Here is a 13484-nt window from a genome sequence, read left to right as displayed (position 1 = left end):
CTTTTTCTTCAGTAGCTCTTCACGGAGTAAGATAAAAACCATGATAGTGTTTTTTCCCAACACCCATATTCTAAAGAGTTTTCAAAAGACCTCGAGACACTTCCCTGAGAATGCGTAAATGAATAGTTACTAAACAGCTTTTATATAAAGGGTTTCGATGCTTATATTATGGGTTACTTAGATTAGTATGGCTTTCAAAATTCTAGGAAAAGGTTGAGTTACATATGAAGAGATGGTTCATTTTCCTGACCGCTCCATTTTTGTCTGGTTGTAATCTTCGCACGCTTAACCCGATAAGTGAGACAGGAGCTGATCAAGCTTTCCTGATCAATTTGAGTTTTGGCATTATGATGTTTGTCGTTGCAGTGGTATCCATACTTTTCATTCTATTTACCGTCAAATATCGAGAAACAGATAAAAACAGGACAGATATCCCACAGCATGAGGAAGGGAACCGTACGTTGGAAATCATTTGGACGACCGTACCTATAATTTTACTTACCGGATTAGCTATTCCTACGATAATATATACGTTTCAAGTATCGGATACAGATGCAAATTCGGAAGAGGCTCTCCACGTCAATGTTGTTGGTGAACAATGGAGATGGACTTTCCAATATGAAAATGGAAGAGAAACGCATGATAAGTTAGTGCTTCCAGTCGACAAAGAAGTGGTTTTCCACTTAAAATCCACAGACGTGATTCATTCTTTTTGGATTCCTAGGTTAGTGGGGAAAAAAGACGCTATCCCGGGAAAGGAAAATAAATTAAAGGTAGCTCCGAATGAAGTGGGGACATACCAAGGAAAATGCGCAGAGTTCTGCGGTATTTTGCATGCTGATATGAGATTTGTTACTGAAGTAATACCAGTGGAAGACTTCGAGAAGTGGCTGGCAAAAGAAAAATAAACGATAAAAAGGGGTGAACCTATGGAATTCACTTTTAACGGCAACCTTATCAATATACCTTCTGACGTTATTGCAGGCTGGATATCTGCCATCATAGCACTTCCTATCGTTTTATATTGGATTACAAAAAAGCGCTATTGGCCGCTGGTTTGGGATTATGCAACAAGCACCAATCATAGGAAAGTAGGGACATTATATATCCTCTTTTCGATGCTTTTCTTTTTTAGAGCGGGAGTGGATGCTTTATTAATGCGAACCCAGCTTATCTCGCCAGAAAACCAATTTTGGGTTTTTCAGGGAGAGAAGTTTAATGAGTTGTTCACCACACATGGTACAATGATGATCTTTTTTGTAGCTACTCCAATTTTAATCGGGTTGATGAATGTGGCTGTCCCTCTGCAGATCGGGGCGAATGACTTAGCTTTCCCTTTTTTAAACTTGGTTGGTTTTTATTTATTTTTAACGGGGGGAACGATATTCTTTCTTGCATTTTTCTTTAACGCTGCGCCAAACATGGGATGGACTGCCTATGCCCCTCTATCTACCGACTCGTTTACTGTTGGACCAAATAACAATTTTTACATATTCGGACTCCAAGTCTCAGGGCTTGGGACTATATTTGCCGCTATTAATATGATGGCAACCATAATACGCTTAAGAGCTCCAGGACTGAAGCTTACGAGAATGCCCCTTTTTCCATGGGCGACATTAATTACTTCTTTTTTAATTCTCATTGCTTTCCCAGTACTGGCCATCGCCTTGCTCTTGTTACAATTTGACAGGCTTTACGGAGCCACTTTCTTTCTGGGGGAATTAGGTCATCCGGTTTATTGGCAGCACCTTTTCTGGATATTCGGCCACCCAGAGGTGTATATCATCGCTTTACCGGCGTTTGGTATTTTTTCCGACATTATTTCTAACTTCTCAAGAAAAAATGTGTTCGGATACACCTCTATGGTGGCAGCACTGGCATTAATCGGCTTACTCGGATTAATGGTATGGGCACACCATATGTTTACAGTGGGACTAGGCCCATTTTCTGATACATTCTTTGCTGTCGCTTCCATGCTGATAGCCATTCCTACAGGGATCAAAGTATTTAACTGGCTTTTCACGATGAGGCGCGGGGTTATTAGCATCAAGGCCCCTATGTTGTTCGCTTTGGGGTTTATCCCTACCTTCGTAATGGGTGGAGTCACTGGAGTCATGCTTAGTTCAGCTGCCGCTGACATGCAGTTCCATGATTCATACTTTGTTGTAGCCCACTTCCATTACGTTATCGTCGGTTCTACAATATTGGCTTCATTTGCTGCCATATACTATTGGTATCCAATAATGACGGGTATGAAATTAGATGATAAATTGGGGAAATGGCATTTTTGGCTTTTTCTCATCGGTTTCCATATGACGTTCTTCCTTCAACATTTAGCCGGGCTCAATGGTATGCCTAGACGTGTCTATGATTATACATATGACGATGGCATATGGGCTTACAATTTTATTAGTAGTATTGGAGCTTACCTCATGGGCTTTTCCATGTTATTTTTCCTATGGAATATCGTAAAAACCCATCGAAAAAATAAACAAGTAGAGAACGATCCATGGAATGGACGTACATTGGAATGGAGTATTCCGTCACCGCCACCAGAGCACCCGTTTGAAAAGATGCCGATCATTGAACGAAGAGATATGTTTTGGTGGGCGAAAATTAATAATAAGCAAATCCCTACTACAGAGAACCACAGGGCGACACCTATCTCTGCACCCACGATTCAGCCATTGTTCTTGTCTGCTGGTTTATTTATTCTGAGTTTTGGTTTTATTTATGGGTGGCTATGGATGCAAATTTCAGGTGGGATAATGTCGTTAGGTACCTTTATAATAAGAGCCTTCAATGATGAGCGGAAGTCCGTATATGAGAAGGAGGAGAGGGAGAATGAGTAGTAAGACCACGTCTCATGATTTATTTCATGATAAAAAAACAGGCTTTTTCATCTACCTTTTCGTTGAAGCGATAATGTTCAGTACATTATTTGCTACTTATATCATTTACACTCCTCCTCAGGTCGGCCCGCACCCTAGTGAATTATTCGAATTGAAGACAACCATCCTTGCCTCCATCTTTCTGCTATCAAGCAGTGGGACCCTCCTTATTGCGGAAAAAGGGCTGAACGATCGAAATATGAAACTGATCATGGCAGGGATTGGGCTTACGTTTTTATTAGGCGCTGCTTTTATGTACTTTGAATTAGAAGAGTTTCGTAAATTCATCATGGAAGGACACGTTATATCTACGAACAATTTCTTGTCATCTTATTATGTACTAGTCGGATTGCACGCTTCCCATGTAACGTTTGGACTGGGGTGGATGATAGTACTTTTCATCCAGGGAAGAGTTTTACCTTTTAATCTCTTTAAGGAAAAACATAAGATATTCAATTACTACTGGCACTTCGTTGATATAATATGGGTTATTATCCTTTTGATTGTTTATGCTCCTTACCTTTTGTGATTCTTATGATTACTACTTATTTTAAGGAAAGCAAATCCCCCGCCCCGGCATCATAGACTTCTCACAATCAAGAAAGTGAACACCATAGCTATTAGAATAGAAAAAAGCCTCCCTTAATCAATAGCTTAAGGAGAGGCTTCATTACGAAATATTTAAAAATTGCAACGCAGAACCGAGAAAACTACAACAGAAAAACGAACTTTAGAAGCTGCCATAGCAATTCTTCTTTTTTCCTTCTTTAGAATTGATTTTTGTGAAATGGTCATAAATCAGCTTACCAAGGTGAAAGTTAATTTCTACTATTCTTCAAAGCCATTTGGGAGCTTTTAAAAGGAAGGGGAATAAAGACCTTTAATTACAAATTATAATTGAACATTCGTTCCTATCTTTTTTTCAATAGCTTTATTATAAAAATATTGGGCTACTGTAATATCCACAACAGCTAGTCCAACTGATTTGAAAACTGTGATTTCTTCTTCGCTGACTCTGCCTTCCTTTTCTCCGGACACGATTTGCCCAAGCTCACCATAGATGTCGCTCGGTTTAAAAATACCTTCCTCAATTGGAACTTGCAAATCACCGGTTTCTTCTAAAGCTGCTTCTTTTGATTCCACCACTACTTTGTTGGCTGAGGGCATTGCATGAGAGGGTAACTCCTGCATCGTCGGCCTGAAAGAACCTACTGCATTCACATGAACACCTGGTTTTAATGACTTAGAAAATACCGGTGTTGAAGAGTTTGTTGCAGTAACAATAATATCAGCTTCACTTACAGCATCGTTTGCGTCTGAATATACTCGTACACGTTTATCAAATTTCCCTTTAATATATTCAGCAAATTCGTGTGCTTTTTGTTCTGTACGATTAAAAAGGGAAATCTCTTCAATATCCCGAACAGAGAGTACAGATTCAACCAGCCCTTCAGCTTGAGCCCCTGTACCGATAATACAAAGCTTTTTAGAATCCTGACGGGACAAATATTTCGTGGCTACCCCAGATAAAGCGCCTGTTCTAACCATTGTTAAATAAGAACCTTCTAATAGTGCGGTAGGTTCTCCGGTTTCGAAGTCTGATAGCATGACCACACCATTTATGGTTTTCTTCCCTAATTGATTATTATTTGGAGCTACGGTTACTACTTTTAAGCCCACGCCTCCCAGTTCTTCAGCTACGGAAGGCATGACTAATGCAGTATTTTGACCTTCATTAAAGGGTAAGGCAGCACGAATAGGTGTAACTGTTCTTTCTGCTGAAAATTCCTTTAATGCGACAGCTGTGCGCTCTATGATTTCTCCCATATCTACCAAACCAGTTAGTTCTTCTTTATTTAATATCAGCAAGCATACTCATCCTTTCCTGCTTCCTTCCTAACCATATATTTTCAATGGTAATTGTCATAAATTCTTTGAAACCAGCTTATATAATAATTTTTTATCATCCGTAACTTCATATCCTTTTATTAACTTCATACGCTTCCCTAATACCGGATTCAATTGCCCCTTCTATCCAACCATGAAAACTGGAAGCTCCTTCCCCAGCAAAATGCAACCGCCCTTCCGGTTTTCTCATCACTTCGTTTAACATTTCCCCTTGATCTGGAAGAAACAAAGTGAAAGCTCCAGCTGAAAAGGAATTAAGTCCCCAGTCGTAAGCCACAGTTGTAACATACTCATCATATACTATATCCCCGTATATTTGAGAAAGATCTGTGAGAGCTTCCTTGATTTTTTTCTCCAGGGGTAAACTCGTCCACAATTCTGAATCATGCCCCCAACTGTAACTGGCTAATAACACGGCAGGTCCATGAGTGCCCAAGCCATGACTTGAAACGTAGGAATACCTCGTCGGTTGATCGGTAACAACATTTCCTACACCTGCCCTCTCCCAAAAACGGGTCTTAAATTCCATTCCTATTTTGACAGCATTTATAGTGTTCAGTTCCCTTATTATTTGATATTTCTCAAATGAAATAGATTCATAGGGGTAAACATCTATAAATTGAAACAAAGGAAATGGAATAGTTACAATTACATAATCTGCATCAAAACATCTTTTATATTTCGTTTGAGGATTTATAGTCTCAACCTTTACTCTACTTTCGGTCTGATATATTTTTTCAGCTTGCTGATTAAACCAAATGTTATCTTTTAACTCAGGATAAAAAGACCATGGTAATAGATCGTTCCCACCCGTAATTTCAATAAAATCTATAGATTGACTGAAAATCGGGAAGGCGATATCAGTTAAGATATCAATGAATGAATACTCTGGAAACCCCTCAATTCCTAAAAGAACATACATTTTCCTTATAGCAGCATCTGACATATCAATGCTGAAGGGATTGTACTTTAAAAATTCTCTCATCGAGTAATGAGAATACTTCTCCCTCAGTCTTTGCTTTTCCTCCAGTGTACTACCATAGTATAGGTCGATGAAAGGCTGGGTAGCTTCCAAAAAAAGCTCTTTCGCAGTTTTCCCTTTCTCATTCTCTTTCAAAGGAAAATTTAAAACGTCTGGATTTATTTCATAATACTCCCTAGTTGTAAGGACATTATTTGCATAAATCAAATCTTCGGGCGAGGTGTTGATAAAAGGATTAACAGGTAAACCAAATTTCCGTATATATTCCATCACTAATTTGTGATTTGTCGGAATTCTCATTGCACCAGCATCCAAGTAATTCCCAAATCCAAAGAAGGGTGATCTAATCGTATAAACTCTCCCGCCAATACGATTGTTGCCTTCTAATATAGTCACATCATGACCTGCTTGCTTAAGTAATGAAGCGGCAACAAGCCCTGCCATTCCCGCTCCTATGATTAGAATTCTTTTGGACTCCCCCTGTTTAGGCAAACCATTTCTGATGATTGAAAGCAAATCATTCGGATATCTTAAAGTACTATTATTTTCCACCAACATCTCCCCCCCATTTAAACCTATATGTAAATATTCAGGAAATATGTTCCATCCCTATTACAGCATAGATTAAAAACTTCACAAGTAAGGAGTATAGACTTGAAGCGAAGGCTATTAAATAAGAGGGAAAGGCTAAATAGTACTAAATTCCGTTTGAAAAAGTGATTAATATTTTCAACCTAAATCATGTATTTAATATGTAACTGTAACAAAAACATTAGTTTAATCATATGTATGATAGAGAATGAAAAAACCAGAATAAATTGCCTTAAACCTAAGTTATATTGGTGTTTAAGAAATTATAAATTCTAGGAGAGAAAAAATTGAAAAGATTAAATTTTTCATATAAAAGAAGCTTTCAAAATTATAAAACCATATCAATTGATATAAAGAAAAAGCCAAGAAGTGGCATGAAAAATAAATGATGGAATCAAACGAGATAACAAATATATTGAAAGTTGGAGATAATAAGGCTTTTCAGAAGGGGTTATCAAAATTAAACGATGTATATAATAGTAACTTAGAAAATTATGAAGGGTTACCTAGTGATTATTTACAGAAGGTGTTAAGAGCTATAGAACAAAGGCACAATATAAAAAAATACACATCTAATTATTCAGAAGTGCTTATCGAACATACGTCTAAACTGAGCGCAAATTCATTACCGACTATAAAGTGGAATGGTTTTGTGTTTTTATTAATATCCAATGGTCTTTTTAAAGTTGCTCATGTTGCAAGGACAAAAGGAATTGAGAGTGCAACAAATAACTCATTTGGAGAATCATTTAATAATACTTCAATACAATCCTTGAAAGCATTTGCTGACCAAGGAGACCTCAAGAGTGCGAATGAAACTATCGCTATGATCAAAAAAAATGACTTTGATAAGTCATTATTGGATAGATGGGAAATATTCCACACCATACTGAAAGGTGATAAAAAACAGGCCAACATTTTATGTGAACCTAATTTTTCAAAAGCGGATCGGACATTTTTTAATTATATAAGCGGGAAAAGGGTAGCCATTGTTGGACCAGCGCCGGTAATAGAAGATTTATCCAAAGAAATCAACTCCTTTGATGTTGTGATCAGGTTTAATTATAAAGGAGAATTACCAAAGAACGGTTTTGGTAATCGAATAGATGTTTCTTATTATAATGGTGGAACAGCAAACTATTTAAATAATAAAGATACTTATTTCCTGAACGATGTAAAATTTTCGTGCTTTAAAAGTATTCGATATCAGTACCAGAAAGACAAAATATCTAACCAGGAAGGTAGAGCTTTTTTTCCTTTACCTGCTGAATTCCTATTTAGCGGAAATCCAAATGCCCTCCCCAACGTGTTATTCGACATCCTCCACTTCAACCCTAAATATGTTAAAGTTTTCCATTGTAATTTATACTTGACAAACACACCTCATTATAAAGGCTATCAACTTAAAAAAAGAGAAAAAAACAGCTTTTGGCAGGCATTTGCTGTCCATGAACTAATTACCCAATTTAATTTCTTGAAGAATATTTGGAAAGTAAAATTATTCGAACCTGACAAAACATTAGAGGCGGTACTAAAGTTGACCCCGGAAAAATATATGGAAACGATGGAAGAGATTTATGTGTATCCATTTTTAATGTAATGATCGTAGTTACGAAGTTTAATAATATCCTTTATTTACTAAAAATTACTTGCAGTCTGATGGCCTATGGGAAAAAGCCTAACTTACTGTCCATATTTCCGTCGTTTTAATTTTAACCTGAGGTTACATGGGTATTTACCCACCTCTTTATACTGTTAAAAACATATGAATGTGATATATAAAGTTGATCCAATAAATCAGCATAATTGTGCGAGCTTTTTTTGAAATGGCCAATAATATCAAAAGCATCGCAATTTTTATTAATGTTTACAATGTTTTCTAAATCCAGATTGTTGAATAATGATAGAAGTCTTTGATCTAAAGTCAAGACAACAAAAGGTATATTTAGCCTTACACACGAAATACTTGCATGAAACCTCATCACAAGAGCTTGATCGCAGTTAACATAAGAGGCAATTACTTCTTTGCCACTTTTGCTATTAGTCTGTAATCCACTTACAATAATATTATTTCTAACGATACTATCTTCCAGGTAATCGAACAAATCAATTAAAAATTTATAATCATTAAAGGTGTGAGGGATAAATTTAATATTATAGGATTCTTTAACGTAGAAGGAAATGATTGTGGTGAGTTTTTTAATAAAAGATTGATATTCATCCAGGGAAAGCTTTGCCTTTAATCTATCTTCTGAAATTGATATACCTAATATTTTTTCTTTGTCATTACTTAGTTGGAAATTCTCTGTAGGACAAAAGAAGCCATTGTCAGGTATTTCAAAGACTTTATTTGAGTATTTCTTGCCAATAACATCTTTTATAAAAGAATACGATCCATCATTTCTTACAGTGAAAAAATAGTTATTACTTGCTTCAGATAAAAGAATATGATCCAAAAATTCCCTTAGGTTATGAATTGTGTTTTCACTGTATCCTAAGCTTCCTTCACAACCGACTGCATTGAATAAAATAGGGGTTTTAATTTTTTTCAAATTATCAATTGATATATCAAATGTTGTACCGTTGTTAGATACTTCTAACCATGGAGATAAAAAATTACCCCCGCCAATAACTATAAGATCAAATCTGTTAGCTAATTTGATGAATTTTTCCGTGTTAAAACTTTTATGATTTCTAACTTTATAATAATCTCGAATCTCTTCCCTTACGAATTCTATATTATTACAAACATTCTTTTTGAATTGCGCATCAAATCCAGCATGATTTATTATATCTCCAATATTCCCATTAAAACTTGCAATGTGAAGTGCCTTCACTTAGTACCAACCTTTACCTTTTGTATTTTCCTACATATTTCAACTTCTTTCTTTGAATTTGTTCGATATCTAAGATCTCTTTTTCTTTATAATTAAGTGCTTTTCTAACACTTTCTAAATCTCTGACTAGCCTTCTTATTCCCTCAGGCTCTAATGATGCTGCATGATCCGTACCTTGCCATGTTCTATCAAGCGTATAATGTCTCTCAATATATTCAGCACCCAGAGTATAAGCTGCAATATCTACTGCAATTCCTCTATGGTGCCCGGAGAAACCTATAGCTTTTATTTTATTTCCATACTTTTTTTTAAGATTATTTATTTCTAACAAAGCTACATCCTCAAATGGAACTGGATAGCCTGATGTACAGTTATATAAAACTACATCTTTGTTTCTTTTCTTTTCAATAAACAAATTCATTATTCGATCAATCTCATTTTTGTCGGTCATACCAGTTGAGACGTGAATTTCTCCCGAATAATTTTCACACAACCATGCCAACATCCTGTAATCTGTATTACAAGCAGATGGAATCTTTATGAATTCAGGGTTTAATGCAGCTATCCCTTTTGCCGAGTCAATATCCCACACAGAAGTACTATAAGTAATTCCTATTTCCTCGCAATATCTTTTCAGTTCCACATGCTGATCTATAGAAAATTCTAGGAATTCTCTATGTTCCTGATAAGTATTACCGTATGAATTATGTGGATTTGGATGTGGACCGTTATACATATCAGGCATTCTCTCCGCCCATACTTTAATGTTTCTTGTTTGAAATTTTATAATATCAGCATTGCAAAAAATTTTTGCTACTTTTATTAATTCTTTTGCAACAGCCATATCACCTTTATGATTCCCCCCAATTTCAGCGATCACTTTAGACTTTTTCAGAAGTATTCCTCCTAAAATCTTTTGTTGTAATTCATGATGAATTTCACTACTTCTCGAACGGCTTTAAACCCTCCTCTATTTGTTAGAATTACATCACTTTCCATCTTAACTTCTTCCATTGCATTAGCAGGACAGATCCCCCACCCTACTGAACATATGTTAGGTAAATCATTAATATCATCACCTACATATGCTAAATCATTTCTTTTGAGATTGAGGTCCTTCAATAAATATTCCAACAAGGAGTATTTATCTTTTACACCCGAGTAAACATGTTCAATATGTAATTTATTCATTCTGTGAACCACTATGTCACTTTTTTCTGAAGTCATGACAACTATTGGTAAGTTACATTCTCTAAGTAACTCAATTCCCATTCCATCCTGCATATTAAATTCTTTAGAAAACTCCCCATCCGTGGAATAAGTTATGTTCCCATTTGTAAAAACTCCGTCCACGTCAAAGACTACTGCTTTAATGGTCGCAGGTACTCCTTTAGATTGTTTTAAACGATTTACTAATAATTTTTCTACCACGACTAAATCATTTGGTTCATCCACTTCTGTAAGTGTATCTTCAGGCATTTTAACCACCCCTATATTACCACCCAGCCTATTGCCTGAATTGATAAATTGGGATTTAGTCGTAACGTACACTGCTCCATTTTCTACTAAAGTTCCCTTGAATTCTTGTCTTCTAGGTCTATTACTAAAATCATAGTTTAAACTAACTCCTTCTTCCTTCCAGAAGAATCTTTTATATTCTACAACGGTTAAACACGAATCAAAATTATTATTTACTACTTTTTCCAGTGTGCTATTAATATCTTCCTTTGTCGTCAATGGAGAAGTTGCCTGCAAAAGACATAAAACATCATAATCATATTTTATTTTTGCAGAAAATTCCTTCATAGCTAATTCCGTGCTAGCTTCATCAGTAGCACTTTCCTCACTTCTGAACAATACTTTCACCTTAGCAGACCATTTGTACTCATTTTTAACATAATTTATTATCAAATCGTCATCTGTGTAAATGTATATCTCATCAAGGTTACTAGCAATTGCTTCACCTAAAACCCATGTGAATAACGGTCTCCCCAATACTTTTTTTCTATTTTTGTTAATTATACTTTTAGAACCCTTTCTTAGAGGGATTATAGCAGTTGTTTTCACATTTGATACCTCCTGGTCAATTCATCTTATAAATACTCATCGACTTTATAAATATTACTTGAAAATGTATTATAAGTTTCCTTTCCAGAAACATCATGGCTCTCGGATTTAAATCTATTTTGCCAGCCGTTAGTGAGATTTGATTATTTAGAAAAGTACTTGATTTGCAAACGCGTTTGAACGATGGACCTTCTTACCCTTCCAGATTCCGTAGACAAAAAAGCGATTTACCGCTTCGAGGGATGACGGTCACGGAGGATCACAATACATCCTTTTCGATATTCAAACGTTTCCCAGCCATTAGGGTCACCCATATACATTTGAGCGATAAATTTATATGAGGAGGAATCGTATGAAAATCTCTATTAATAAGACAACTGGTAAATGGGAGGCAGATGTAATACCAAGTTATATCATAGATGTAACAAATAATGACTCCCAGCTGTGGTTATATGGAAAACCACTTCTACTAGACTCATCAGTATTTTCCCCTGAAAAATTAAGTGAGTTAAGAAACATCAAGTTTACCGACCTGATCCCTCGATTGACTGGTGATTGCTTTTTTGTAGAAACCAAAAACGGGGAAATCATTAATTTCGCGGTGGATTTTTATGGCCATTGTCGGATGTATATGAATGAAATTTCGGAGGATATTTTCATTAGTAACGACTTATATTCACTACCACAGCAAACAGATCCAGATTTAGATTGGTTTCAAATCTTTTATTTCTTGAATTGGGATCACACGTGGTGTGGTGGAACGTTTTATAAGAAGATTCATTTATTAACGCCTACTAAAGTATATAAGTTCATAAATAATGAGGTAATTGAAGGTTATTTGAAGATGCCAAAACCGAAATATAAAAACATAAAAGATGCTATCACTGAGGTTTTATTTGCCCTTTCAGGTGAGGAGAAAGCGCCATTGATGATGCTCTCTGGAGGACTTGATTCTATGCATATTGCTAGTATTGCGAAGAACAAAGAAGTAAATATCCACTATGTAACAGGTGAAATTAAAGATTTAGTGCTCGATGATAACTTAAAAGATCAATCAGGAGTTCAAAGAATTGCTGAACAGTACAATTTAGACATCAATTATGTAGAAGTTAAGATAAAAGATTTCTACGATAAGTGGCAAGGAAAACTCGATGATCTACTTCCATTCGAGTATAAAGATGGTAGACTATGGATTCATATGGCTTCTTATGCACAAGAAAACGGATATGAGATTCTTATGAGCGGGCAAAATGCGGATGCAATCTATAATTATAGTTATACAAATGATACTTCAATAAAAGAAGTATTTAAAATGTTGATAAAGTCCTATTTTAAACCTGGAAAGATGAACTTCTCCGAACGCTTACAAAACACGGGTTTAAATGAATATATCATGCGTCTATTCAGTACAGATAAATTTCTTCAAAATGTGTTAGATCACAATCATTACTCTAAATTTTTCAAGCTAATATGGAAAAATATTAATAAGGATTTGCCTCTTACAAGGGAGAACTACATTGCTCACTATGCTGTTAAAGGAAATGGATATCCAAAAACTGTTGGTTTATTTGTATCAGAAGCTGCGAATGAAAATGGAAAAAAGTTCTACACAGAAAAGTTAACAAGTGAATTTGGAAAGCTTATCGCACTATATGATAAAAAAACTTATAAAACAGGTCGGGAATTATTGTTGGTGTCAAAATTATCAGGTTATTGTCAAGGTGAAGATCAGCGTGCAATAACAGAAGCTTGCAGACTAAACGGGATCAGTAGTTTTCAAATATATACAAGTGCCCCGATCCTTCCTCAATATAATAACTTACGGCTTGGTATTAAGGATATATTTCGGCCTAAATATAAGACCTATAGAGAAGTAAACGAAAATGGTCTAATGCAAGAAAGGGAATCAATAAATAAAGAAACGAATTCAAAGAACACGGTCAATGCTTCTCAAGTTTGGCAAATCATTTACAATATACTTGATCACAAACTTGACTTTACTGAATGTATTATATATGCGAGAAAGGCAATGGATGAATCTGGTATGGTTAATATTGAAGAATTGAAAAGTGTTATGGAAAAAGATATTGGAATAAAAATGAGAGTGGCGTGGTTTGGGTTATCGCTTAAGAAGATGGGATACACTTGTTAGATCTTTCGGTGCCATCCCTATCCCCCTGCATACGCTTTCCATTAGAAAAACACCTC

General features: G+C 35.7%; 10 protein-coding genes. 5 read left to right on the top strand and 5 right to left on the bottom strand.

What is annotated here, in order from left to right:
* The first annotated feature begins 224 nt into the window (after positions 1–224).
* From coxB to ACTWPX_RS07265, 3 genes are read left to right on the top strand one after another with little or no spacing between them, the layout of a single operon-like run.
* Positions 225–908, top strand: a complete 684-nt coding sequence (gene coxB, locus ACTWPX_RS07275; protein WP_443119141.1) for a cytochrome c oxidase subunit II — start codon at positions 225–227, stop codon at positions 906–908.
* Positions 909–929: 21 nt separating this feature from the next.
* Entirely contained in the window at positions 930–2852 is a 1923-nt protein-coding gene (locus tag ACTWPX_RS07270) for a cytochrome c oxidase subunit I (RefSeq protein WP_443119140.1), read from the top strand.
* Positions 2845–3420 (top strand): cytochrome c oxidase subunit 3, encoded by a 576-nt coding sequence (locus ACTWPX_RS07265; protein ID WP_443119139.1) that lies wholly within the window; start codon positions 2845–2847, stop codon positions 3418–3420. The genes ACTWPX_RS07270 and ACTWPX_RS07265 overlap by 8 nt, the downstream gene beginning before the upstream one ends.
* Positions 3421–3782: 362 nt before the next feature.
* Here the strand turns inward: ACTWPX_RS07265 and ACTWPX_RS07260 are convergent, their stop codons facing one another.
* Both ACTWPX_RS07260 and ACTWPX_RS07255 read right to left on the bottom strand, forming a co-directional pair.
* Entirely contained in the window at positions 3783–4760 is a 978-nt protein-coding gene (locus ACTWPX_RS07260) for an ornithine cyclodeaminase family protein (RefSeq protein ID WP_443119138.1), read from the bottom strand.
* 106 nt (positions 4761–4866) lie between these two features.
* The gene (locus ACTWPX_RS07255; RefSeq protein ID WP_443119137.1) at positions 4867–6333 is read right to left on the bottom strand and encodes a flavin monoamine oxidase family protein; all 1467 of its coding nucleotides are present in this window, start codon (positions 6331–6333) and stop codon (positions 4867–4869) included.
* 424 nt (positions 6334–6757) lie between these two features.
* Between ACTWPX_RS07255 and ACTWPX_RS07250 the strand changes: the two genes are divergently transcribed.
* Positions 6758–7972 (top strand): hypothetical protein, encoded by a 1215-nt coding sequence (locus ACTWPX_RS07250; protein WP_443119136.1) that lies wholly within the window; start codon positions 6758–6760, stop codon positions 7970–7972.
* Positions 7973–8084: 112 nt separating this feature from the next.
* Here ACTWPX_RS07250 and ACTWPX_RS07245 read toward each other — a convergent pair whose 3' ends face one another.
* The 3 genes from ACTWPX_RS07245 to ACTWPX_RS07235 form a co-directional block, all read right to left on the bottom strand.
* Positions 8085–9209 (bottom strand): polysaccharide pyruvyl transferase family protein, encoded by a 1125-nt coding sequence (locus ACTWPX_RS07245; RefSeq protein WP_443119135.1) that lies wholly within the window; start codon positions 9207–9209, stop codon positions 8085–8087.
* Between the two features lie 13 nt (positions 9210–9222).
* Positions 9223–10053, bottom strand: coding sequence for an N-acetylneuraminate synthase family protein (locus ACTWPX_RS07240; protein WP_443119134.1), 831 nt, complete (start codon positions 10051–10053; stop codon positions 9223–9225).
* A gap of 62 nt (positions 10054–10115) precedes the next feature.
* On the bottom strand, positions 10116–11276 hold the full coding sequence (locus tag ACTWPX_RS07235) for a cytidylyltransferase domain-containing protein (protein WP_443119133.1): 1161 nt from the start codon (positions 11274–11276) through the stop codon (positions 10116–10118).
* A gap of 352 nt (positions 11277–11628) precedes the next feature.
* On the opposite strand from ACTWPX_RS07235, the gene ACTWPX_RS07230 reads away from it, so the two are divergent.
* A complete protein-coding gene (locus ACTWPX_RS07230; RefSeq protein ID WP_443119132.1) occupies positions 11629–13428 on the top strand; it encodes an asparagine synthase-related protein in 1800 nt (599 codons plus the stop codon).
* Positions 13429–13484 lie beyond the last annotated feature (56 nt).

This window comes from Halobacillus sp. H74, assembly GCF_052246715.1.
GTDB lineage: Bacteria > Bacillota > Bacilli > Bacillales > Halobacillaceae > Halobacillus > Halobacillus litoralis_A.
This window is presented reverse-complemented; position numbering and strand designations above follow the sequence as displayed.